Consider the following 22275-nt stretch of genomic DNA (forward strand, 5'->3'; position numbering starts at 1 on the left):
AACGCCTTCTTACAGGAACCGTCTTATGCCTGTCGTCCCTGGGCAGTCGCCTCCACATTTCGAGCATCCTCACAAAAAGGCAAAGGACGCCTTTCTGTGAGGCTCGTCTTGTGCTTGTCGGGGGTGAACAAGGCGCCTCCGCTTTTCTATACGTCTAGCTTCAGTCTTTTAAGGAGTGGGAAAATGAGCAAAAAAGAAGAGTACTTGCGCAAGCCGGAGTGGCTGAAAATAAAGTTAAACACAAATGAAAATTACACTGGCCTGAAAAAAATGATGAGAGAAAAGAATTTGCACACTGTTTGTGAAGAGGCTAAGTGCCCCAACATTCATGAGTGCTGGGCAGTAAGAAGAACTGCTACGTTCATGATTCTTGGGGATGTTTGTACGCGTGCCTGCCGTTTTTGTGCAGTTAAAACGGGTCTGCCAACTGAATTGGATCTTCAGGAGCCTGAACGTGTGGCAGATTCAGTAGCGCTAATGAACTTAAAGCATGCAGTGGTGACAGCTGTAGCAAGAGATGACTTAAAGGACGGCGGTGCTACGGTTTTCGCAGAAACGGTCCGTGCCATCAGAAGAAAAAGCCCTTTCACGACGATTGAGGTATTGCCTTCAGACATGGGCGGTGTGTACGATAACCTGAAAATGCTTATGGATGCCCGGCCGGATATTCTTAACCATAACATCGAAACAGTTGAGCGCCTGACTTCAAGAGTAAGAGCTCGTGCAAAATATAAGCGCTCTCTTGAATTTTTAAAGCGTGCAAAAGAGATGCAGCCAGATATCCCTACAAAATCCAGCTTAATGATCGGGCTTGGCGAAACAAAAGAGGAAATAATTGCAGTAATGGAAGACCTGCGTGCTCATGATGTTGACATTATGACAATAGGGCAGTATCTGCAGCCATCCAAGAAACATCTTAAGGTTTTGAAATACTATTCACCTGAAGAATTCCAGGAGCTGAAGGACATTGCCATGAGCAAAGGCTTCAGCCATTGTGAAGCAGGTCCTCTTGTCCGCTCTTCCTACCATGCAGATGAACAGGTAAATGCGGCAGCTAAACAAAAGCAGCTTATGGGAGAAAAGGAAATCCAGCAGGCATAAAATGAAAAAGAGTTCAGCGCCATCGCTGGACTCTTTTTTTAAAAAATGGCAAGTAAAAAACTTTAAACGTCGATTCTGTTTGCGCAAGCAGCCTGCTTTCCCCTCAAGGTATCGGGGAGGAAAGGCATGGCGCTTCCGTTCTTCGTGGTTAACGGTTTCCTGCTTTTTTGACGGTTTCTCCAAGGTCATCTTTATCCATATCATCATTTCTTTCGCCTTGCATTTCACCGTTTTCATTTTCACTATCACTCATTCTTTCTCCTTGAGGAGAGTTAAGCATTTGTTTAATTAATTGGTTGATGCCATTTTCAGCATTTCGGCCATCGGAATCAACCGTTGCATAGTTTTCAACATTTTTTCTTAAGGATGTATCATCACTTACATAGACATGATACCATCTTGGAACAACAGACATGGCCATCTTTTTAACCTGATCAGCTGTCTGATTGCGATTTTTGGTGTCAGTGTTATATACGATCAGGACTTCTTCGTCGGTAACAAGTGTGGAGATATCATCCACATTCGGCACTTCAGTACAATATTTCCCAATAATATCTGCCACCTGCTCACGGTCGATAGCAGCATAATGGTCCGCTGAAACGTTGTCTCCCATGATTGGGCTTTTTTGATGGCGGACATATCCAAAGTCTTCGCTGACATTGTTTCGGCCATTTCGGCCGTTGCCCATATCTCTATTATACAAATCGGCACGCTGGTCATTAACATTTATTGTGTGACCGGTTTCTTCATAAATATCTTCTTTTGCGGCATTGTTTTGACAGGCAGTCAATGCAGCCATACCGCTTATACCAATAATAATTAGTGATTTTTTCACTATAGACACCTCCTCATCTATAGAATTGCCACAGCTGAATTTTTTTCTCTTAGTAATTGATGGGGAATCAGTTATAATTTAATTAGGACAATTCATTGGTTTGTTTTCATATCCTGTTATTTCCAATATAATATTTGTACATATGCTCTTAAGAAGAGGTGAAAAAATGGTTTGCATTAATAATGTTTGTTATGAATTAATTCAAGAAGAACGGAATGGTTTCAATGAGGAAGCATTTCGGGGTAGATATAGCGAAATTTTATCCAGATATGACTATATTGTTGGGGACTGGGGATATGGACAGCTTCGTCTCCGCGGTTTTTTCGATGATCAGAACCAGAAGGCTTCATTTGATACAAAAATCAGCACACTTACAGAATATCTATATGAATTCTGTAATTTCGGATGTGCCTATTTTGTTGTGAAAAAAGTGAAAAGCTAAAAAAGGGCTGGGGGAAACCCTGCCCTTTTTTGAAATACTGTCCGGCTCCAGCGCCTGCCCCCTTGAGTGTGCTTGCGCTTTTTTTAAGTCTCTGTATATGGCGGCTCTTCGTTTTTATCAGGGTCATCATGCGGCGGGTGCGCCCCTGGCATTTGCCGCGGCAAGTTTTGGTGAAGGGACTTAAATTCATAATTGAAGGCGCTGTAATAGCGCTGGCCCTCTCGCCATGGGGTGCTTTTGTTCTCTACCGGCTCATCCGCATTTCTGGGAGAGCCATAGGCACCTTCAGGCAAGTCCTCGGGAATAAGGAAATTCCTTTGCGTTTCCACATTTGAGAAATCGGTGTATGTGCGTCTTTCTTTATCGTCCATGCTATCACTCCTTAGGAAGTTATATGAGCAGGGTCTTTAAAGAAGAAAAAGGAGAACCCACCAAAATAGGTTCCCCCTTAGTATCTGTTTATTATCGTATATTAAACGATTTCCATTAGAAATGACTTAAGCTCCTCTGCATCTTCCTCCGAAAGCTGAAAGACATGCTCAAGATAGCCTTCTTCCTTTAAATCATCTTCTCCAATAATGGCGAATCTGCTTCCCTGGATATCAAGGACCAATTGTTTGCCGTAATAGCGATCGGAACGAACAATAGCCAAATCGAATCGCTGGTTTTCTCCCATAAAGCTGACGAATCTGGTTTTTGTATCTTCAAGATCATCATATAAGAAAAAGCGTTCTGCCAAATATAACACTCCTTAGTTGTTTTATATCCAATTATAGCATGTCCTTAGTAGGTTTATGTCCGCAGGTGATGATTCTTTTTTCTCTTTTCACCCTTGATTGGGTGCGAGTGCAGCTGGATTGATAATTTTTTCTATCAGAGGAATAAATACTCAATTCAAAATATTGTGATACAATAGCTGGTAGGGTAGCATAGTAATAAAGGCTTATAGGCAATTTAAAAATAAAGCTGGCACCTGAGAGGAATGAAAGGTATGGTCCACCATTACATAAAGAGATTTAATCCGATTGGAAATTGGGGCAAACTTATGCTTCCTTTAAATAAGATAAAGTATTTCCCTCCCCAATTCATTATTCGTGACCCGGTTGCAGAAGGAGTAAATCTGGCGCTGAAACAAGGTTTTGAAGTGGCCGTAGCTGTTTTTAATTTTAGAAATTGGCAAGACCTGTCCGAACAGCTGGGTGAGCTTTCTTTCAGACAGTTTATAAAAAACATCAAGAAAATATTTCTGGCTGTCATTCAGCGGGAACTTGAAGATAATCAAATTATTATCCTTCATGATCATTATAGCGATGGCCTTGCCTTAATATTGAAAGTGGACCATAGCAGGGATTGTGTGACAGAGATTGATCAAACACTGAAAAAAATTGTCAGGGAAGCTGAAAACTACATAAATATTGATACACCTCATATAAAGCAAGTTATTGATGCGGGATATATGTTTGTTGAAAAGAAGCATCATTCGTCTGTTCAGGAAGCAATTTACAAAGCCCATCAGCATGCTCTCGCAATGGCCGAAAAAAGGGCAAGATCCGAGTTTAATGAAATGATGTACAAAATGAATAAGATTATAGCTAAAAAGGATATCAAAATGCTGGCACAGCCCATTATTAATGTGGCTACAGGCGAGGTGAAGGCATGGGAAATGCTTACACGAGGCCCGCACGGCACTTCCCTGGAAAGCCCTCTTCAGCTTTTTAGCATTGCGCGGCAGACGGGCAGCCTTTATGATCTGGAGCTTATCGTATTTGAGAAAACACTCGAACAAATAACCAAGACAGGCTGCACCCAGGATATATTTATTAACTTCACCCCGATTACAATGGGGAATGAAAGGTTTGTCAGGGACGTAAAGAAAATGCTCACAGGCTATAAAAATATCTCCCCTGAGCAGATCACACTTGAAATTACTGAACGTGATCCCATTGAAGGTATTGAAAACTTTATATACAATATAAAGGTATTAAGAACATTAGGATTTCGGGTGGCTGTGGATGACACGGGTGCAGGTTATGCCAGTTTAAATTCCATAAGTGAGATTATGCCGGATATTATAAAAATCGACCGTTCCGTCATTAAAGGCATTGATACGAACAGAGTAAAAGAATCCATGCTGAAAGGTCTTCTTTTAGTGGCGAAAGAAGCGGGTTCACTGGTGGTTGCCGAGGGAATTGAAAGTGAAGGGGAGGCTTCGGTTCTCTTCAGAAACAACGTCGATTTAGCTCAGGGATATTTCTACGCTCGGCCGGATACTTTAACCAAGAGCCTGAAATCTTCATAGGAGGAAGGAAGCATTATGTATTTCGTAGACAGGGAAAAGATCGAAGACACACTTAGTTATCTGGAACAGCAAATCTCCCTTTTTGAAGAAGTGAAAGAGTGGACATCCCCTATTGAAAAGGCAGCCTTGGAACGGATTGCCCAAATTATGATCGAAGCTGTCCTTGATACTGGAAATACGATGATTGACGGCTTTATCATGAGGGATCCAGGCAGCTACGATGATATCGTGGATATTCTTGACGACGAAAAAGTAATCAGCAAAGAAATGAGCAATAGCTTTAAACAGTTCATTACATATCGTAAAATGCTCGTCCAAAATTACACAGATGTCAATCATGAGGGGCTAATAACAGCTATAAACAGTCATATGCCCATGATTAAAGAGTTTCCGGGCAGGGTCAGGGAGTATTTAATCAATGAGCTGGGACCGGTTTCTGCTTTTAAACCTCAATAAAGATCGGAGAAATCCGATCTTTTTCTCTATGGAGCATATTAGCTTGAATAAAGAGAAGGGCGGTGAATGTCATGCATGTTGGAGAAAATTCAACAAAAGAAGTTATTTTGAGATTAATCAAAACAACGGGGAAACTTTCCATACTGGAAATGGCCAAAGAGCTGAGAATATCAGAAATGGCCGTCAGAAAACATATCCAGACTCTTGAAAAAGATGGTTTTATTACATCTGACATCCAGAGGCAAACTAAAGGGCGCCCTTCAAAGCTTTATCAGCTAACAGTAAAAGGCGAAGATCTGTTTCCGAAAAAATACAAGCAGTTAAGTGTTGAATTATTAACAGAACTAAAAAGCATGGGGCAGGGCCATTTAATTACAGAGTTGTTTTCCAGAAGAAAATTCCGCCTTGTAAAGCAGTATGAGATTCAGACAGCCGGGAAACCTTTTTCAGAAAAGCTTCAAGTTCTTGAGGACCTCCTCCTGCTTGAAGGCTTTATGCCGGAAGTGCGAATAGAGGAAGGCCAAGTTCATCTTAAAGAGTTTAATTGTCCATATATTGAAACAGCAGAAGAATTTAAACAAATCTGCAGGTCTGAAAAAGAGTTTATCAAAGATTTTCTTTCTGCTGATCATGTTGATATAAAATCGTGTATGGCTGCCGGTGATGGGTGCTGTCATTATATAATAAAGCAAAATTAAGCGAGGGCTCCTATTCAAGGAGTTTTTTGCTGGAATTACTGTCTTATTTATCCCTTCAATCGTGAAAAATTGCACAATGCACCACGTTCCTTTAAGATAGCTTTTATGGGTGATAGTTCAGTTGAAAAATAGGGATATTAAAAGCATAAATCATTTGGGAGTGATGGCTGTGAAAAAATATAAAGGATACTTAATCGATTTAGATGGCACCATGTATCGAGGGACTGAGCTGATCAGTGAGGCAGCTGATTTTGTCAATAAGCTTCGGGAACTGGATTTGCCATATTTGTTTGTAACGAATAATTCCTCTAGAACACCAGCCCAGGTGGCGGATAAGCTTGTGAAGTTTGGCATCCCTGCCGAAGAGGGTCAGGTTTTTACAACGAGCATGGCCACCGCTAACTACATATATGAACAGCAAAAAGATGCTTCTGTATATGTGATCGGAGAGGAAGGAATACGGGAAGCACTGGCTGAAAAGGGGCTAAGTTTTGCTGAGGAGCATGCGGATTACGTTGTGGTGGGGATTGACCGCTCGATTAACTATGAAAAGCTATCTATCGCCTGTCTGGCTGTCCGGAATGGAGCAATATTCATTTCCACAAATGGTGACATTGCCATTCCAACAGAAAGAGGGCTGCTGCCGGGTAATGGGTCACTAACCTCTGTCATCACAGTATCGACACAAACACAGCCTGTATTTATCGGAAAGCCGGAATCGATTATCATGGAGCAGGCTTTAAAGGTGCTGGGAACAGCTAAGGAAGAAACCCTGATGGTTGGAGATAACTATGATACGGATATTTTAGCAGGAATGAATGCAGGTATGGACACCTTGCTTGTCCATACGGGTGTAACAACGAAAGAGTTATTAAAGGGGTATGAGAAAAAGCCTGAGTTTGTGCTCGAATCATTAGCGGATTGGGACTTTAAGTAGAAAAAGGATGGAGAATAGCTCTCCATCCTTTTCTATTCCACATTTTCGGCACTGTGTGCTAGTCTGCTCGAAGCGGCTGCAGCGATAGCTCCTACAATATCATCGAGAAAGGTATGGCATCTTCCTGAACTCTTATCGTTCAGATCCTTCAGAATGCCAGGCTTCAATTTATCGATATATCCAAAATTGGTAAAACCGATGGAACCATATACGTTTACAATGGATAAGGCCAATACTTCATCCGCTCCGTATAATCCTTCATCAGTAGCGATAATCGACTGCAGCGGTTCTAAGAGCTTCTTTTCCTCGGCCAGCATATCAAGCTGAATGCCTGTTAAAATGGCGTTTTGGACTTCTCTTTTTGATAAAACACGCTCAACATTATAAATGCAATCTTTCATCTGTAAATTGGGGTGATATTTCTCTTGAAGGAAGAACACTAAATCAGCTATATCCTGAATTTCTACCCCTCTTTCATGGAGCCATTTACGTGCTGTCTGCTCTGTAACGTTAACTGCTTTTTTTTCTTCATTCATTGGCTTCACCTTTTCTGGTTATTAAATAATTGCGGGAAAGTCCAGGCCTAACGTAAGGTCCTGTGGTTATGCACTTTTAGATTCTTTTCACTATGTATATACCCTTTTTTTATCAAATATGCCCGCTGCAGCTGAAACGGAAAAATTTCATTTCCTATATCATTTCCATGGTACATAGTCTTATCCAAGAAAACAACAAGTTTTAAAGTCTTCTATCATATATATCCCATAAGGATCACTCCAAAATGAGGTGGTATAATGTTTAGAACACTTTTGAAAGAACAATTTGGCATAGAAGCTGAGGATACGATGAGAATTGGAAAATATGATGCGTGCCGAAAGCAGGGACAGCTCTATTTGCTTGTGCCTGCGGGTCATACAGATAAAGAGGAACTCGAAGAATTGGACCTAATGGCTGAACACCTTTCCAATAACGGGGATAGGAACATAAGCACTTTTTTGAAAACGAAGGAAGGCAAACAGTCAATTGAGTGGAACGATAGCCGTTTTTGCATTCTTGTTAATCGGCATACACTGAGCAGAAAACAAAATCAGTTTGGGCGCAAGCTGGCAAAGTTCCATTACAGGGGCAGGAGCATTTCTTTTCCAGTGAAAAAAACGAGCAGAATCGGTCAGTGGAAACAGCTTTGGGAACAGAGGCTGGACCAAATGGAAAAGGTATGGAATGAGATGCTTTTCCAAAAACCTGAAAATGATTTTGAGAGAATGTTTTTAGAGTCGTTTCCATACTATATGGGGCTGGCTGAAAATTCGATTCAATATCTTGTGGATACAGAGCTTGATGACGAACCCGAAATGGCAGATAGCGGAACCGTTTGTCATATAAGACTAACATCGGCCACCTGGGGCGACAGTTATTATATGAAAAATCCATTTGACTGGGTATTCGACCATTCATCCAGAGATTTGGCGGAATGGACGCGAGAAAAATACTTCCATAATATCAAAACTTATCAGCCGGATCTCCGCCAATTTTTATCGGAATATCAAAGTGTAGGGCCATTATCCTCCTTCTCATGGCGGCTATACTACGCACGTCTATTGTTTCCTCTCCATTATTTTGAAACAGTAGAAAATTATTATGGCGCAGATTCTGAACAGCAGAAGCTAGTGCTTCAGGAGCGCCTGCAGAAGTATCTCTGGCAATCTGATGACCATGAGCGTTTCCTGGGGGGATTTTTTGAATTTGCCGAGGTTCCCATCAAAAAACTCAGGATTCCTCTGGTGAATTGGATTAAGAGATGAAAAAAGGCAGGGAAATACCTCTTTCTTGGCGAAAGGAACATAAAGCTGAGAATGTAAAGAGGGGATATTATTATGAAACCATACGTATTTATCAGCAGGAAGCTGCCTGAAGATGTTATTGCCATTTTAAAAGAAAAGTACACAGTTGAAATGTGGGATCGGGAAGATGTGCCGGTTCCTTACGATGTATTCATACAAGAGGCGAGAAAAGCAGATGCCCTTTTAACTATGCTATCAGAGCCGGTGAATGAAGAGGTTCTGAAAACAGGAGGGAAGCTGAAGATCATAGCCAACATGGCTGTAGGCTATGATAATGTGGATGTTGAGACAGCAAAAAGACTCGGAATCACCGTGACCAATACGCCAGAGGTATTAAATGATTCAACTGCCGACCTGACCTTTGCACTTGTGCTCGCTGCAGCCCGCAGAATGGTGGAGGCTGCTGAGTTTGTGAAGAAGGGCAATTGGAAGAGCTGGAGTCCGCTGCTTTTGGCAGGTATTGATGTGCATCATAAAACAATCGGTATTGTGGGAATGGGGAATATCGGGAAAACAGTTGCAAAGCGTGCCGCAGGATTTGATATGGAGATTCTATATCACAACCGCACGAGGAAACCGGAGGCGGAACAGGAACTGGGAGCCCAATATGTCAGCTTTGATGAATTGCTTGAACGCTCAGATTTCGTTGTCTGCCTGACGCCTTTGACAGAAGAAACAAGAAATTTATTTAACCGGAACGCATTCCAGAAGATGAAAGACAAGGCTATTTTTGTGAATGCCTCCAGAGGACCGGTTGTAAATGAACAAGATTTATATGAAGCATTGGAGGCTGGAGAGATTGCCGCTGCAGGTTTGGATGTTTTTGCGGAGGAGCCAATTGGTGCAGAGCACCCGCTGTTGGAGCTGAAGAATGTGGTAGCTATGCCACATATCGGTAGTGCCAGCATAGAAACGCGCTATGCCATGATGAAGCTGTGTGTGGAAAACATTGATCTCGTCCTTTCAGAAAAGAAACCGAAGACACCAGTCAAATAAAAGTGAGGAAGGCACCCAAAGCAGGGTGCCTTTATTAATAGATAAAAAAATTTAAAAAAATTAAAGCGCAATAAAACAGTATGTTAAGCGCTTCCAAATACTATTTTCGGAAAATTGCCTATTGTAAAAATGCCGCTTGCCCCCTATAATGTCTACTATACAAATACAAATGTACTTACATAGTGAACACTAAAGGGGGAGCTAGCGTGGAATCAATCTCAATCGGTTTATTAGGATTAGGAACAGTTGGATCGGGTGTAGTGCAAATCATTGAGAAACACCAGGATAAGCTCATGCACCAAGTCGGCTGTCCGGTTGTTGTAAAGAGAGTTCTTGTTAAAGATGCAGATAAAGAAAGAGCAGTTAAAGTGGACAGGAATTTGCTGACACTAAATCCTGAAGATATTATTAATGATGCTGATATAGATGTAGTAATTGAAGTAATGGGCGGCATAGAAGAAACAAGAGATCATTTAAAGAAAGCTTTGGATAATGGCAAGCATGTGGTGACGGCAAATAAGGATCTAATGGCTGTTTATGGACCTGAATTGCTGGCTGCTGCAGCGCAAAACGGATGTGATCTCTTTTATGAGGCAAGTGTGGCCGGCGGCATTCCAATTTTAAGAGGGCTGGTAGATGGATTAGCTTCAGACAGAATTACAAAAATGATGGGAATTGTGAATGGGACAACGAACTTTATTTTGACAAAGATGAGCAAGAATGGGAGCGCTTATGAGGAAGTTCTAAAAGAAGCCCAAGAGCTGGGATATGCGGAAAGCGATCCGACTGCAGATGTGGAGGGCCTTGATGCAGCAAGGAAAATGGCGATCCTGTCAACACTTGGTTTTTCCATGAATATTGACCTTGATGATGTAAAGGTTAAAGGCATTACAGAGATTACAGAAGAGGATCTGCAGTACGGCAATCAGCTTGGCTACACCATGAAGCTGATCGGGATTGCCCATCGGGAGGGGGAGAAGGTGGAAGTAAGTGTCCAGCCGACTCTGCTGTCCGAGTCTCACCCGCTTGCATCAGTTCAGGATGAATACAATGCTGTATATGTCTACGGTGAAGCGGTAGGGGAAACGATGTTCTACGGACCCGGGGCGGGCAGTCTGCCTACAGCTACAGCTGTGGTATCGGATCTTGTTGGTGTCATGAAAAATATGCGTCTTGGCGTAAATGGAAAAAGCGCGGTAGCACCTCAATATGATAAGAAATTAAAAGGTGCAGATGAGATATATTCGAAGTATTTTCTAAGATTGCATGTAAAAGATGAGGTAGGGACTTTTGCCAACATCACATCCATTTTTTCTGATCATCATGTCAGCTTCGAAAAAATCCTGCAGCTTCCTTTAAAAGAAAAAGGGCTTGCTGAAATTGTGCTGGTTACCCACCAGGCATCTTTAAAGGATTATGAGGATATTTTAGTAAGTTTAAGAGATTTGCCGGCAGTCCAAACAATCAAAAGTTCGTATCGTGTGGAAGGGAGCGCCAGAGTATGAGATGGGAAGGCCTTATAAAAACTTATAAAGATTTTTTGCCTGTTAATGAAAATACACCAATGCTTACTTTAAATGAGGGCAACACTCCCCTGATCAGGCTGGATAAACTCTCGAGGGACTGGGGGATTGACCTCTATGTGAAAACGGAAGGAGCAAATCCAACAGGTTCATTTAAAGACAGAGGCATGGTTATGGCTGTTGCAAAGGCAAAAGAAGAAGGTAGTGACGCCATCATCTGTGCCTCCACCGGCAATACCTCTGCAGCAGCGGCTGCATATGCAGCCAGAGCCGGCATGAGATGTGTGGTTGTCATTCCTGAAGGGAAAATCGCCATGGGAAAGCTGGCGCAGGCTGTTATGTATGGGGCCGAAGTCGTATCTATTGAAGGTAATTTTGACCAGGCACTGGCAATGGTGCGGAAGATAAGCGAAACAGAACCTATTACTCTCGTAAACTCTGTTAATCCGTATCGTCTTGAGGGCCAAAAGACAGCGGCCTTTGAAATCTGCGACCAGCTTGGAGGCGCTCCGGATATCCTTGCTCTTCCTGTGGGCAATGCAGGCAATATTTCTGCCTATTGGAAAGGGTTTAAGGAATACAATGAAGCAAGGAGTACAGGACTTCCGAAAATGCATGGAGTACAGGCTGAAGGTGCAGCGGCCATTGTGCATAACCGTGTGTTTGAAAATCCCGAAACGATTGCTACAGCCATCCGAATCGGAAATCCTGCGAGCTGGCACTTGGCCAATGCAGCGCTGGCTGAATCGAAGGGTAAAATTGATGAAGTCAGCGACGAAGAGATTCTATGCATGTATCGTAAACTTGCTTCATCTGAAGGGATTTTTGCTGAGCCAGCTTCATGTGCTTCGCTTGCGGGTGTATACAAACAGCTGCGCAATGGAGAGATTCCTCATCAAACAAAGGTTGTGGCCATCCTGACTGGTAACGGACTGAAGGATCCTAATACAGCCATTGATTGCAGTCCTGTTAAACCAGTTTCACTGCCTAATGATGAAAAAGCAGTAGCAGATCATATCAGAGGAGCCGTTCACATATGAGCGAAGGTGAAATGGTTCTCATCAAAGTACCGGGCAGCACGGCAAATCTCGGACCTGGCTTCGACTCGATTGGCCTCGCGTTAAATTTGTATTTGACGCTTGAAGCCGAGAAGGCAGATAAGTTTGAAATGGTTCCTTTATCAGAGCCGCTAAGCATCTACCCTTCAGATGAATCGAACTTTATTTTTCAAGTTGCAATGGATACCGCAAAGAAATATAAAAAAGAGCTTCCAGGATGTAAAGCTAGGATTTCAAGTGATATTCCCTTAACGCGCGGACTTGGATCAAGCGCTGCAGCCATTGTAGCGGGAATTGAATTGGCTGACGCGCTTTGTGATCTTCAACTGAGCCAGTATGAAAAGCTTGAACTGTCATCACGAATGGAGGGGCATCCTGATAACGCGGGAGCTTCCCTTCTAGGAGGCCTTGTCATTGGCTGCATGTCAGAGGAAGAGGTATCTGTTCAAAGCATTAAAGATATAAAATTTGATGTTATAGCAGTGGTGCCAAAAGAAGAGCTACTTACAAAGGAATCAAGAGGCGTCCTGCCTGAAGAATGGTCTTTTAAAGAAGCCGTACAGGCTGGGGCAGTCGGCAATGTCATGGTAGCAGCTCTGCTTAGCGGGAATTATTCCCTGGCAGGCAAGATGATGGGTGCTGACTTATTCCACCATCCTTACCGAAAGAAAATGGTTCCTCATTTGGAAGTCATTGAAAAGGAAGCACTTCTTTTAGGAGCATTCGGAGTTGCTTTAAGCGGCGCTGGACCGGCGGTTCTATGTCTTGCTGAATCAGAATGTGCTCCAGCAGTGACTGAAGGGCTTCAGCGGGTTCTCCCGGAAATGGAAATCCTTTGCCTTAAAATTGATCAGGAAGGCAGCACTGTTTTAAAAAAAAGCCTAGCTGAGCTGGAAGTCGGCCATATAGTATAAATAAAAAAAGCGATGTCATGCCGACATCGCTTTTAATAAGGTAAAATTAAAATACTTGTTCTACTTCGACTACACCAGGTACTTCTTCTAAAAGAGCGCGCTCAATACCGGCTTTTAACGTAATCGTTGAACTTGGGCAGCTGCCGCATGCACCAAGAAGGCGCAATTTAACGATGCCATCTTCAACATCCACCAATTCACAGTCCCCGCCATCGCGAAGAAGGAATGGGCGCAATTTATCTAATACTTCCTGAACTTGTTCAGTCATAGTCGTTTGTTCTGCCATGTGAAATCGACTCCTTTCCATACATTTATTATAATCAAATCAGTCTTAAAAATCTATTCCAAGAGCGTAATTTCCACTCATTAGGAGAATATTTTATTAGGTTTGCTCTTTGTTAATGTTGTAAAATGAAGGTAAGACCAAGTTTTGCATAGGGGGAGAAAAGATTGAAAAAAGAAATTGAAATCACTGTGTATGGTGCGGAGCAGCTTTGTCCAAGCTGTGTGAATCTGCCATCATCCAAGGAGACATACGAATGGCTGGAGGCGGCAGTATCCCGCAAATTCGCCAATCAGGCTTTTAAAATCGTGTATGTTGACATTCATAATCCACCCGAAGAAGAGGCCAAAAAGGAGTTCGCCATGCGAGTGATAGAGGAAGATATGTTTTACCCGGTTGTTCTGATTGAGGATGAAATTGTCGGTGAGGGCAATCCGAAATTAAAAACAATCTATGCGGAAATGGAAAAGTACGGGTACCAGGCAGTTTAATAAAAAATGAGCATTGAAAGGGATGCTCATTTTTTATTTGGAAAGATTTTTTATATTAACAGTTGATTCTGCTGCGCTGGAGGTTAGATTTTATCGTTTTTTGACGGCAGTGATTAAACTTTTTGTTTTCTTCCGGATATTGTAGTCAAATTTTCTTCTCTCCAGCATTTATACAAGAATATTGGTCAGATTTTGATTTTATCGGTAAGATTACCAGAATATCGGTCAGATTCTGATTTTATCGGTCAGTTTTTTGATTTATCGGTTACTTCCCTTCAAATCAAGTTTTCAGCTAAGTCATGGTGCAAATATGAATTAATCTCTATCGTTATCCGCTATTTGGGGTTAAAACGTAAAAAAGAGCCCGCAATGGGCCCTCTTATCCATTATGGTATTTATACATCCATAAAATCCCTGATTTTAGCAGGCGGGCAACGCGTCCTGTGATAGGGCGTTCTGCGACTAGACCGAATCCGTGCTTTTTGCCCAGAGATCCAAGAACTCCTTTTAGCTTGATTACTGGCAATGTTTCAGGGAGTTCCTCACCTTTCCAGCGTTTCAATAGGATTTGAACAATTTGCTCTGCCTGCCCTTCAGCAAGCTGGGCACTTGGTGCATGGGGAAGGCTTGCACAATCCCCTACCACATAGACATGTTCATTTCCAGGGATATTGTGATGCTTCGTTAAAACTACGCGTCCTTGCTGATCCTTTTCCACATTCATCTCACGAACCACTTTGTTCGGCTGGATGCCTGCGGTCCAAACGATGGCATCACAATGGATGGCTTCGTCATGATTATAAAGGGTTTTTTCTTCTACTTTAGTAATATTTGATTGGTTAATAATTTCTACATTATGTTCTATGAACCAACTTTCTACATACGTGCTTAATCTTTCAGAGAATGCGGACAGTATATGCTTCCCTCTATCGAACAATTTGACTTTCAAATCTGGACGGCTTTCATTTAATTCAGAAGCCAGTTCCACTCCGCTTAGTCCTGCACCGACAATTCCAACAACAGAGCCTGGCGGCAGATTATTTAAAGCTTCATACGTTCTGCGGGATTTTTCAATTGTTTGAATGCTATATGTGTGAATGTCGGCTCCTGGAACATTGTGGTACTTATCTTCGCATCCAAGGCCTATTATAATATCATCATATGATACAGGCTCTTCACCCTGAAGATATACCTTGTTTTCCTCGATGCTGATTTTTGTCACTTCACCATATTTTATGGTCAATCTTTGATGTTCAGGGAAGGATACGCGCACATGCTGATCAGAAATGGTGCCTGCTGCAAGAGCGTAATATTCAGTTTTTAAACAATGATAAGGCACACGATCTATTAGTGTAATGGAGACATCATCAGGAAGCTGATTGGGCAAAAGTCGGGCAAGCGCCCTCATACCGCCATAACCTCCGCCAAGTATCACAAGATTTTTCATAGTATATTTCCCCTTTATGTCCGTACTGTTTAATTTATCCGAACTCAAATAAACGTTAATTAGTTATCTTAAAAAAATAAATTAATGATATTAATAACCTCAAACCCATAAAAAGTATAACGAAATTGTGTCAAAATCACAACACATATCAGCAGAAAACTTGACAATAAACGACATGAAGTGGTAAATATGTGCACTTTTAAAGGCGAGAACGGAATCCAAATCTTGCAGGATTCAAATAAAAAAGGTAGCATTAACAGGGTAGAGAGGTGAAAGATGTGATTAAGCCAATCATCGAATTTTGCATCAGCAATTTGGCCAGCGGCTCTCAAAAAGCACTGGAAAAGCTGGAAAAGGATTATGACCTGGATGTCATAGAATATGGCTGTCTCGGGTATTGCGGCAAATGTGCAAGCACTCTTTTTGCGCTTGTGAACGGAGAAGTGGTTACTGGAGAAACGCCAGATGAACTGGTTGAAAATATATATCAATATCTGGATGAAAATCCAATGTTTTAATATAGAAAAGGAGCGATTAAATTTCGCTCCTTTTCTTGTTTCATGGCTCCATCACTTGCCCCTTCGAGAAGTCAGAGGCGGGTATGGTTCTGCTGCTTTCCTTAGTTGGCAGCAGTATCTTTTTGTGCCTGTCTCATTTCATACCATCGTTCTCTGGCCATTTCAATTAATTTAGGTTCAGTGGAGCGGCTTTGCAGTTCAATTACTTTCGAGTAGTATTTAACAGCCTGTTCGAACTGATATGTCCTTCTGGATAGCTCTCCGATCAGATAGAAAATCCTCGTTTCAGAAATGGATGATCCTTTAAAATCATCTGACATATAAGAGTCCGAATATTCTTTTAGAGCAAGTTTCAAAAATCGCTGTTCTTGATGATCATTCTTTATACTCCGGTAGAGCCAGGCAAGTCTGATATATAAACCAGCCATAATAATATGCTTCTCCCTTTTTAAAGTTCCGCAATAAATGGCAAGCTTATAGGTGTTGATGGCAGCAGTGATGGTGCGTTCCTGGCAATAATCCTGCGGTATCCAGGCACCCGCAACTTTAGAAATGATCATGTCCAGGGCTCCGGGCGGAAAATAAGGGGAGAAGTCCTCTGATTCTGAGTAGCCGCATTGCGGGCAAGTATTAATATAATATAAAAGAGGATTCATGCTTTCACCAGAATAATTTGGGCAAAAATCACTGTCATAATTAAATACTTTTACAAATCGGGAGCGGAGTTTTTTTGTGGTGAAACTCTTTTTGCAGACTCTGCATCCGCATTTTTTATCATAAGCAGGCTTTAATTGCTGCATAGAATGCCACCTCCGAAGATAACTATTATGACTATTGTACCATTTCCTGCTGGTTTCAGGGTGTAAAGAACTATTTATTAAGCATTGTTCAGAAAAAACAATAAAAAGAAAAAGTCTCTTAAGTTGAGCACATGCACTTTACTGTATATACTATGAATATAGAAGTATCCTTACATGGACAGGAGGGAATAACATGGAACAAATTGTGGATATAACAGAAGCTGCAGCTTTGCATATAAAAGAAATGATGAAACAAAATGAGGAAGAAGATGCATTCTTGCGTGTAGCCGTTAAAGGAGGCGGGTGCAGCGGACTTTCCTATGGAATGGGGTTTGCCCACGAAGTCGGGGAAGATGATATCCAGTCAGATCACTATGGTATCCAGGTTCTTGTCAGCAAGGAAGACGCCCCTATCTTAAAAGGCACAAAAATTGATTACAAACAATCCATGATGGGCGGCGGATTCACAATCGACAATCCCAATGCCATTGCATCCTGCGGATGTGGATCCTCTTTCCGTACCGCTTCAAATACAGGTACTCCGGAAGAGTGCTAAATACTGCATTTAAAGCTTCTAGACAGTTACTGAACTGATTTCGAATAGCTGCCTTAAAAAAGGACGGTCCCCAAAGGGGGCGTCCTTTTCATATTTTATTTGCCAAACATGGAAGAGCTGTGCATTGGCTGGACTTTCGCTTTTGGATCAATGTAGGATTTTGCGTGATTCACTGCAGTTGGTGCTTCACCGAAACCGCAGGCAATAAGCTTCACTTTTCCATCGTAGGTGCAGATGTCACCGGCAGCATAGATGCCTTCGATATTTGTTTCCATTCTTGAGTTAACAACAATGGAGTTCTTTTCAATTTCAAGACCCCATTCCTTAATAGGACCGAGGGAGGAAACGAAACCGTAGTTTACGATTACAGCATCAACATCAAATACCTCTTTTTCCTTTGAAGTAACACCTTCCAGGACGACTTGTTTGATTCCTTCGCTGTCACCGATAAGCTCAGCGGGCACATAAGGAGTTTTGATTTCGACTTTAGAGCTCTGCAGATTCTCTACACTGTGCTCATGCGCACGGAATTTATCGCGGCGGTGAACAATCGTTACTTGTTCAGCGATAGGCTCAAGCATTAATGCCCAGTCTACTGCAGAATCCCCGCCTCCGAAAACAACTGCTTTCTTGCCGGCGAATTGATTTAAATCATCAATGAAGTAATGAAGGTTCTTGCCTTCGTATTGAGCTGCGCTGTCAAGTTCAAGACGGCGAGGCTGGAACGCGCCATTGCCGGCAGTGATAATGATGGTTTTTGAGTAATGTACTTCTTTATTGGTTGTAAGCTTAAATGTTCCATCAGCTTGTTTCTCTAATTTTTCAACAGATTGTTCAAGTGATACAGTGGGCTCGAATTTAGCCATTTGTTCTTTAAGGTTATCAATTAATTCCTGGGCGCGGACTTTCGGGAAGCCGGCAACATCATATATGTATTTTTCAGGATAAAGAGCAGATAACTGTCCCCCAAGCTGGGGCAAGCTTTCAATAATCTTAACTGATGCTTGTCTCATGCCCCCGTAGAAAGCAGTGAATAAACCAGTTGGCCCCCCGCCAATGATGGTTATGTCATACACTTTTTGATCTTCTTTCATGCAATATCCCCCCACGTATGTATTGAAATTCCACTCTTTATTCTAACATAAATCGTTTAAAACCTCATCAATCGAGGTAAATATTATGAATAATGGGAAGATTTCAAATGAAACACTGAATTTAAAACACGTATATTCTTTTAAGTTATCCTGAGATTTTTAAGTTTTTCGTCTATTTTTTTAGGCTTGAAAAACTATATGAAGTAGAATAAGATGTAATGGAGGAATAATGTTAATATTTTATGACAATTTTGTTGAGTTTTTTTGAACTAATTCGTGAATAACATCACAAAGTTTTTTTATGTTTTTTGCTATAAAAAATATAAAGCAGTGGAAGATAAGAAAACATTAGAAAATACTTAAAAAAGGTGGAAGTGATACACTTGAGAAAGCCAAAGATTGTTATCCTCGGTGCAGGCTACGGAGGTTTGATGGTTGCAACCCGTTTGCAGAAATCTGTAGGAGCAAACGAAGCGGAAATCGTTTTAGTGAACAAGAATGACTACCATTATGAAACTACATGGCTGCATGAGGCATCAGCCGGAACACTTCATCACGATCGTGTACGCTATGATATAAAAGATGTTATTGACCGCAACAAAGTTGAATTCGTTCAGGGAGTTGCTCTCGAAATTAAAACAGAAGAAAAGAAAGTCATTTTGGAAAATGGCGAAATTGACTATGATTATCTAGTTGTTTCTCTAGGAGCTGAGCCGGAAACATTCGGTATTAAAGGGCTTAAGGAACATGCATTTTCTATTGTCAATGTTAATGCTGCGCGTCAGATTCGTGAGCATATTGAATATCAATTTGCTACTTACAATACAGACGCCGAGAAAAAAGACGAGCGCCTTACAATAGTTGTCGGCGGTGCAGGCTTCACGGGCATTGAATTCCTTGGAGAATTGGCAAACCGTGTTCCTGAGCTTTGCAAAGAGTATGATGTAGACTACCACAAAGTGAAAATCATTTGCGTGGAAGCAGCACCAATGGTTCTTCCTGGCTTCGATCCTGAGCTTGTTAATTACGCTGTATCTCACCTGGAGAAAAAAGGCGTACAATTCATGATTGGAACAGCTATTAAGGAAGCTACGCCTGAAGGCATCATCGTTGGTAAGGGCGAGGATGACGTAGAAGAAATCAAAGCTGCAACTGTTGTCTGGGCTGCAGGTGTACGCGGAAATTCCATTATTGAAAATTCCGGCATTGAAGCAATGCGCGGCCGTGTAAAGGTTCAGCCTGATTTGCGTGCTCCTGGCCATGATAATCTGTTTATCATCGGTGACTGCTCATTAATCATCAATGAAGAAATTAACCGTCCATACCCTCCTACTGCACAAATTGCTATGCAGCAGGGTGAAGTATGTGCACGAAACATTACTGCATTAATCCGCAATAAAACTGAACTTGAAACATTTACTCCAGATATTAAAGGTACTGTATGTTCTCTTGGTGAACACGATGCGATCGGTGTTGCATTCGGCAAGAAAATGGTTGGTACTAAAGCTTCATTCATGAAGAAGATGATCGATAACCGTGCTCTTTACATGGTTGGCGGACCATCTCTTGTATTGAAAAAAGGTAAATTCAACGTTCTTTAATAAATCAGCTATCATTTATATAAGGGGATGGACTCTATAGTCTGTCCCTTTTTTATTGGAGATTTTTCGTGGTAGAATTTATGTAAAAGGGGGTTTTTGGATGGGAGTCGAACATAAAAGGGGAAAGGTCTGGCTGGCGGTTTCCGGGCTTGTTATTTCCGCGGATGGCAAATGGCTGGTCGTTAAAAAGAAATACGGAGGCCTTAAAGGCAAATGGTCTCTGCCGGCAGGGTTTGTGGAAACAGGCGAAACTGCTGATGAAGCAGCAGTTCGTGAAGTAGAAGAAGAGACGGGAATCAAATGTTCAGTGAAAGGCTTGCTTGGATTGCGTACAGGCGTCATCAAAGGGGAAGTCAGCGATAATATGGTTTTGTTTTTACTGGAGGCTGAACCTGGACAATCATTAAAAGTTCAGGAAAGTGAACTTTTTGACGTGCAGTATCGCGATCCGAAAGAGCTCGCCAATGATCCGGATGCATCAGTTCTATTAAAATACATATTAGACTCTTCTGATTCCTCTATAAAGCCTTTGATTAATGGCATTAATCCCGGAGATACTTTCGGATACACAGCATATAAATTATTTTTATAATTTTCTGAAATTTAGAGATAGAACGAGAAATTAGAAGCAAACAGTGCTTGTATGCGTTTCCAACGATAGTTTTTCATGAAATATGGAGCTTTTCATTTATTCATATCCTTGATATATTATCAGAAAATTCAGTTACGAAATTCAAAGGAGATGAACGAAATGACAGCTAAGAATTATGAAAATAAAGAGTGTATGTATTGTTCAGGGAAAGGGTATTTCCAATTATTGTTAGGTGGATCTGAAACTTGCAGCTGCTGTGGCGGTACAGGAAAGAAAAAGGAATAAACAAAAAACTTCGCGGAATGCGAAGTTTTTCTTTTCAAAGGAGAAAGCATAAATTCTGAAATTAGATAACTTTCCAGCGCAAGCAGCCTGCCCCCTCGAGGAGGCCCCCAGGATGGGGGTCATGCAGATGTTGCCACAGGACGTGGCGTTCTTAATCTGCGATCTTTTAGTGGGAAAGACGCTTCCGCTTTTCTTGTTGACTCCCCAATCCACATTAAAGTACACTAAATATTGATGTGCTAAGGGAGGAAACAAGTTCATGCAAATGACGATTTTCGTTTTGCCTATTTCGATGCTTCTATTTTTTGTGCTGTTTTTTGGGATAGGTTTTATATTAAATATGCTGTTAAGAATGTCTTGGATCATGGCCATTATTTATCCTATTATCGCCATCTTTATCATTGATAAAGTTCGTTTTATTGAATATTTTCAAAACCCGGGGGAATCGTTTTCCAGTCTTGGCGTTGAATTGTCCAGCCTCGCTCTGGCTGACATCCTCATATTAAGCAGCGGAATGGCAGGCGCCATCGTTGCTGGAATTACGATTAGGCTGCTCCGTAAAAAAGGATATCGGATGTTTTAAATTGGTTATGAAATCTCTGCTGAAGGCAGGGATTTTTTATTTTTTTTGATTAGTGTGATCAAATCGCCTAAGCCTATGGTATCACTGGCTTTAGCCTGTCTGAAAACGGATGCTCGGAGGCCGCCGCTCCCCTGAGTTATGAATATTTCTCTCGAAGATGGGAAATGAATAACTTTGGGAGGAGTGTAATAGATGAGCAAATTAAAAATATGGATGAAACGTTCGGTAATGTCAGCCTTATTTATTGGCGCGTTATTGACAACTTTCCATTCGATTTCCGGAGTGGATGCAAGATCAATTGTTCAGCTGCATCAAAGTGATGCTGAACAAGCTGACGAGGATGGAAATTCAAAGTTTGACCATACATTAAAATCGGTTGGCGTAGCATTTAAGTTTTTAAAGCAGGCAGTGAGTCTGGAGCCTAAGATTTCAGCAAGTGAAGTTGTGGCAAGTGAACAGCCGCCGACCCTGGAAGAATCGATTGACTGGTCACAGTATCAGAAACAACAAGTAATAGCTACTGGGTATACGGCATTTTACGAGTCGACAGGCAAAAATCCGGATCATCCGTCCTTTGGTATTACATACTCAGGTGTTAAAGTAAAAAGGGATTTATACTCTACCGTCGCAGCAGATTTGAATGTTTTTCCGATTGGAACGATATTGTTTATCCCTGATTATGGATATGGTGTTGTAGCCGATAAGGGCGGTGCCATTAAAGGGAATAAATTGGACCTTTATTATGAAACAGTGGATGATGTTTACAATAACTGGGGAAAGAAAACGCTCGATGTTTACATCGTTGAAATGGGCGATGGAACCCTGACGGAAGAAGAATTAAAGTTACTGAATGAAAATGAATCTATGCAGGTTTTTAGACAGCAATATATTAAATCTGAGAAAAAATAATTACGGAATGCAGGCA

The 22275-nt window shown here is 41.6% G+C and carries 26 protein-coding genes and 1 pseudogene; 19 read left to right on the plus strand and 8 right to left on the minus strand.

Annotated features, from left to right (window positions below):
- Positions 1-183 precede the first annotated feature (183 nt).
- Positions 184-1101, plus strand: a complete 918-nt coding sequence (gene lipA, locus ACEQ1T_RS15990) for a lipoyl synthase (RefSeq protein WP_370223713.1) — start codon at positions 184-186, stop codon at positions 1099-1101.
- Positions 1102-1249: 148 nt separating this feature from the next.
- On the opposite strand, the gene ACEQ1T_RS15995 is transcribed toward lipA, so the two are convergent.
- On the minus strand, positions 1250-1936 hold the full coding sequence (locus ACEQ1T_RS15995; RefSeq protein WP_370223714.1) for a YhcN/YlaJ family sporulation lipoprotein: 687 nt from the start codon (positions 1934-1936) through the stop codon (positions 1250-1252).
- Between the two features lie 166 nt (positions 1937-2102).
- Here ACEQ1T_RS15995 and ACEQ1T_RS16000 point away from each other — a divergent pair, with 166 nt between their 5' ends.
- On the plus strand, positions 2103-2378 hold the full coding sequence (locus ACEQ1T_RS16000) for a YutD family protein (protein ID WP_206840310.1): 276 nt from the start codon (positions 2103-2105) through the stop codon (positions 2376-2378).
- Between the two features lie 83 nt (positions 2379-2461).
- On the opposite strand, the gene ACEQ1T_RS16005 is transcribed toward ACEQ1T_RS16000, so the two are convergent.
- On the minus strand, positions 2462-2749 hold the full coding sequence (locus ACEQ1T_RS16005; RefSeq protein WP_113883627.1) for a cytosolic protein: 288 nt from the start codon (positions 2747-2749) through the stop codon (positions 2462-2464).
- Between the two features lie 101 nt (positions 2750-2850).
- Entirely contained in the window at positions 2851-3117 is a 267-nt protein-coding gene (locus ACEQ1T_RS16010) for a DUF3055 domain-containing protein (protein WP_206840312.1), read from the minus strand.
- 306 nt (positions 3118-3423) lie between these two features.
- Here ACEQ1T_RS16010 and ACEQ1T_RS16015 point away from each other — a divergent pair, with 306 nt between their 5' ends.
- From ACEQ1T_RS16015 to ACEQ1T_RS16030, 4 genes are all read left to right on the plus strand, one after another.
- On the plus strand, positions 3424-4677 hold the full coding sequence (locus ACEQ1T_RS16015) for an EAL domain-containing protein (protein ID WP_372530246.1): 1254 nt from the start codon (positions 3424-3426) through the stop codon (positions 4675-4677).
- A 15-nt stretch (positions 4678-4692) separates the two neighbouring features.
- On the plus strand, positions 4693-5133 hold the full coding sequence (locus ACEQ1T_RS16020; protein WP_206840315.1) for a DUF86 domain-containing protein: 441 nt from the start codon (positions 4693-4695) through the stop codon (positions 5131-5133).
- Between the two features lie 71 nt (positions 5134-5204).
- A complete protein-coding gene (locus ACEQ1T_RS16025) occupies positions 5205-5831 on the plus strand; it encodes a helix-turn-helix transcriptional regulator (protein ID WP_370223718.1) in 627 nt (208 codons plus the stop codon).
- A 169-nt stretch (positions 5832-6000) separates the two neighbouring features.
- Positions 6001-6768, plus strand: a complete 768-nt coding sequence (locus ACEQ1T_RS16030; protein WP_370223719.1) for a TIGR01457 family HAD-type hydrolase — start codon at positions 6001-6003, stop codon at positions 6766-6768.
- A gap of 32 nt (positions 6769-6800) precedes the next feature.
- On the opposite strand, the gene ACEQ1T_RS16035 is transcribed toward ACEQ1T_RS16030, so the two are convergent.
- The gene (locus ACEQ1T_RS16035; protein WP_206840318.1) at positions 6801-7304 is read right to left on the minus strand and encodes a phosphatidylglycerophosphatase A; all 504 of its coding nucleotides are present in this window, start codon (positions 7302-7304) and stop codon (positions 6801-6803) included.
- Positions 7305-7562: 258 nt separating this feature from the next.
- On the opposite strand from ACEQ1T_RS16035, the gene yutH reads away from it, so the two are divergent.
- The 5 genes from yutH (at position 7563) to thrB (ending at position 13100) form a co-directional block, all read left to right on the plus strand.
- A complete protein-coding gene (gene yutH / locus ACEQ1T_RS16040; protein ID WP_206840319.1) occupies positions 7563-8570 on the plus strand; it encodes a spore coat putative kinase YutH in 1008 nt (335 codons plus the stop codon).
- 72 nt (positions 8571-8642) lie between these two features.
- Entirely contained in the window at positions 8643-9605 is a 963-nt protein-coding gene (locus ACEQ1T_RS16045) for a 2-hydroxyacid dehydrogenase (RefSeq protein WP_370223721.1), read from the plus strand.
- Positions 9606-9811: 206 nt separating this feature from the next.
- Positions 9812-11110 (plus strand): homoserine dehydrogenase, encoded by a 1299-nt coding sequence (locus ACEQ1T_RS16050; RefSeq protein WP_206840321.1) that lies wholly within the window; start codon positions 9812-9814, stop codon positions 11108-11110.
- Entirely contained in the window at positions 11107-12168 is a 1062-nt protein-coding gene (gene thrC / locus ACEQ1T_RS16055; protein ID WP_370223722.1) for a threonine synthase, read from the plus strand. The genes ACEQ1T_RS16050 and thrC overlap by 4 nt, the downstream gene beginning before the upstream one ends.
- Positions 12165-13100, plus strand: a complete 936-nt coding sequence (gene thrB / locus ACEQ1T_RS16060) for a homoserine kinase (RefSeq protein ID WP_370223723.1) — start codon at positions 12165-12167, stop codon at positions 13098-13100. The genes thrC and thrB overlap by 4 nt, the downstream gene beginning before the upstream one ends.
- 46 nt (positions 13101-13146) lie before the next feature.
- Here thrB and ACEQ1T_RS16065 read toward each other — a convergent pair.
- Positions 13147-13368: pseudogene (locus tag ACEQ1T_RS16065) on the minus strand (NifU family protein); the annotation flags it as partial.
- 182 nt (positions 13369-13550) lie between these two features.
- Here ACEQ1T_RS16065 and ACEQ1T_RS16070 point away from each other — a divergent pair.
- The gene (locus tag ACEQ1T_RS16070; RefSeq protein WP_206840327.1) at positions 13551-13874 is read left to right on the plus strand and encodes a YuzD family protein; all 324 of its coding nucleotides are present in this window, start codon (positions 13551-13553) and stop codon (positions 13872-13874) included.
- Between the two features lie 379 nt (positions 13875-14253).
- Here ACEQ1T_RS16070 and ACEQ1T_RS16075 read toward each other — a convergent pair whose 3' ends face one another.
- Positions 14254-15321 (minus strand): NAD(P)/FAD-dependent oxidoreductase, encoded by a 1068-nt coding sequence (locus ACEQ1T_RS16075; RefSeq protein WP_206840329.1) that lies wholly within the window; start codon positions 15319-15321, stop codon positions 14254-14256.
- 278 nt (positions 15322-15599) lie between these two features.
- Here ACEQ1T_RS16075 and ACEQ1T_RS16080 point away from each other — a divergent pair, with 278 nt between their 5' ends.
- Positions 15600-15839 carry a YuzB family protein gene (locus ACEQ1T_RS16080; RefSeq protein ID WP_009331689.1) on the plus strand — a complete coding sequence of 80 codons (240 nt, stop codon included), beginning with the start codon at positions 15600-15602 and terminating at the stop codon, positions 15837-15839.
- Positions 15840-15940: 101 nt separating this feature from the next.
- On the opposite strand, the gene ACEQ1T_RS16085 is transcribed toward ACEQ1T_RS16080, so the two are convergent.
- Positions 15941-16639 (minus strand): DUF2225 domain-containing protein, encoded by a 699-nt coding sequence (locus ACEQ1T_RS16085; RefSeq protein ID WP_206840330.1) that lies wholly within the window; start codon positions 16637-16639, stop codon positions 15941-15943.
- A 193-nt stretch (positions 16640-16832) separates the two neighbouring features.
- On the opposite strand from ACEQ1T_RS16085, the gene ACEQ1T_RS16090 reads away from it, so the two are divergent.
- Entirely contained in the window at positions 16833-17195 is a 363-nt protein-coding gene (locus tag ACEQ1T_RS16090) for an iron-sulfur cluster assembly accessory protein (protein ID WP_206840331.1), read from the plus strand.
- Positions 17196-17290: 95 nt separating this feature from the next.
- Here ACEQ1T_RS16090 and ACEQ1T_RS16095 read toward each other — a convergent pair whose 3' ends face one another.
- Positions 17291-18289 (minus strand): NAD(P)/FAD-dependent oxidoreductase, encoded by a 999-nt coding sequence (locus ACEQ1T_RS16095; protein WP_206840332.1) that lies wholly within the window; start codon positions 18287-18289, stop codon positions 17291-17293.
- A gap of 383 nt (positions 18290-18672) precedes the next feature.
- Between ACEQ1T_RS16095 and ACEQ1T_RS16100 the strand changes: the two genes are divergently transcribed.
- From ACEQ1T_RS16100 to ACEQ1T_RS16120, 5 genes are all read left to right on the plus strand, one after another.
- A complete protein-coding gene (locus ACEQ1T_RS16100) occupies positions 18673-19890 on the plus strand; it encodes an NAD(P)/FAD-dependent oxidoreductase (protein WP_370223727.1) in 1218 nt (405 codons plus the stop codon).
- 100 nt (positions 19891-19990) lie between these two features.
- Complete coding sequence (locus ACEQ1T_RS16105; protein WP_370223728.1) at positions 19991-20482, plus strand: NUDIX domain-containing protein; 492 nt, start codon at positions 19991-19993, stop codon at positions 20480-20482.
- A 159-nt stretch (positions 20483-20641) separates the two neighbouring features.
- Positions 20642-20767, plus strand: coding sequence for a YuiA family protein (locus tag ACEQ1T_RS16110; RefSeq protein WP_019380032.1), 126 nt, complete (start codon positions 20642-20644; stop codon positions 20765-20767).
- Between the two features lie 259 nt (positions 20768-21026).
- The gene (locus ACEQ1T_RS16115; RefSeq protein ID WP_206840335.1) at positions 21027-21350 is read left to right on the plus strand and encodes a YuiB family protein; all 324 of its coding nucleotides are present in this window, start codon (positions 21027-21029) and stop codon (positions 21348-21350) included.
- A 192-nt stretch (positions 21351-21542) separates the two neighbouring features.
- Positions 21543-22259 (plus strand): 3D domain-containing protein, encoded by a 717-nt coding sequence (locus tag ACEQ1T_RS16120; RefSeq protein WP_206840336.1) that lies wholly within the window; start codon positions 21543-21545, stop codon positions 22257-22259.
- Positions 22260-22275 lie beyond the last annotated feature (16 nt).

The sequence above is a fragment of the Cytobacillus sp. genome (assembly GCF_964223445.1).
Classification (GTDB): Bacteria; Bacillota; Bacilli; order Bacillales; family Cytobacillaceae; genus Cytobacillus.

What these genes read in the sequence shown, in the direction of transcription:
- ACEQ1T_RS16015 (WP_372530246.1), top strand. Translation starts at nt 3,424, where the DNA reads ATGCTTCCTTTAAATAAGATAAAGTATTTCCCTCCCCAATTCATTATT.
- ACEQ1T_RS16020 (WP_206840315.1), top strand. Translation starts at nt 4,693, where the DNA reads ATGTATTTCGTAGACAGGGAAAAGATCGAAGACACACTTAGTTATCTG.
- thrB (WP_370223723.1), top strand. Translation starts at nt 12,165, where the DNA reads ATGAGCGAAGGTGAAATGGTTCTCATCAAAGTACCGGGCAGCACGGCA.
- lipA (WP_370223713.1), top strand. Translation starts at nt 184, where the DNA reads ATGAGCAAAAAAGAAGAGTACTTGCGCAAGCCGGAGTGGCTGAAAATA.
- ACEQ1T_RS16035 (WP_206840318.1), bottom strand. Translation starts at nt 7,304, where the DNA reads ATGAATGAAGAAAAAAAAGCAGTTAACGTTACAGAGCAGACAGCACGT.
- ACEQ1T_RS16005 (WP_113883627.1), bottom strand. Translation starts at nt 2,749, where the DNA reads ATGGACGATAAAGAAAGACGCACATACACCGATTTCTCAAATGTGGAA.
- ACEQ1T_RS16115 (WP_206840335.1), top strand. Translation starts at nt 21,027, where the DNA reads ATGCAAATGACGATTTTCGTTTTGCCTATTTCGATGCTTCTATTTTTT.
- ACEQ1T_RS16075 (WP_206840329.1), bottom strand. Translation starts at nt 15,321, where the DNA reads ATGAAAAATCTTGTGATACTTGGCGGAGGTTATGGCGGTATGAGGGCG.
- yutH (WP_206840319.1), top strand. Translation starts at nt 7,563, where the DNA reads ATGTTTAGAACACTTTTGAAAGAACAATTTGGCATAGAAGCTGAGGAT.
- ACEQ1T_RS16045 (WP_370223721.1), top strand. Translation starts at nt 8,643, where the DNA reads ATGAAACCATACGTATTTATCAGCAGGAAGCTGCCTGAAGATGTTATT.
- ACEQ1T_RS16090 (WP_206840331.1), top strand. Translation starts at nt 16,833, where the DNA reads ATGGAACAAATTGTGGATATAACAGAAGCTGCAGCTTTGCATATAAAA.
- ACEQ1T_RS16095 (WP_206840332.1), bottom strand. Translation starts at nt 18,289, where the DNA reads ATGAAAGAAGATCAAAAAGTGTATGACATAACCATCATTGGCGGGGGG.
- ACEQ1T_RS16000 (WP_206840310.1), top strand. Translation starts at nt 2,103, where the DNA reads ATGGTTTGCATTAATAATGTTTGTTATGAATTAATTCAAGAAGAACGG.
- ACEQ1T_RS16120 (WP_206840336.1), top strand. Translation starts at nt 21,543, where the DNA reads ATGAGCAAATTAAAAATATGGATGAAACGTTCGGTAATGTCAGCCTTA.
- ACEQ1T_RS16085 (WP_206840330.1), bottom strand. Translation starts at nt 16,639, where the DNA reads ATGCAGCAATTAAAGCCTGCTTATGATAAAAAATGCGGATGCAGAGTC.
- thrC (WP_370223722.1), top strand. Translation starts at nt 11,107, where the DNA reads ATGAGATGGGAAGGCCTTATAAAAACTTATAAAGATTTTTTGCCTGTT.
- ACEQ1T_RS16110 (WP_019380032.1), top strand. Translation starts at nt 20,642, where the DNA reads ATGACAGCTAAGAATTATGAAAATAAAGAGTGTATGTATTGTTCAGGG.
- ACEQ1T_RS16025 (WP_370223718.1), top strand. Translation starts at nt 5,205, where the DNA reads ATGCATGTTGGAGAAAATTCAACAAAAGAAGTTATTTTGAGATTAATC.
- ACEQ1T_RS16105 (WP_370223728.1), top strand. Translation starts at nt 19,991, where the DNA reads ATGGGAGTCGAACATAAAAGGGGAAAGGTCTGGCTGGCGGTTTCCGGG.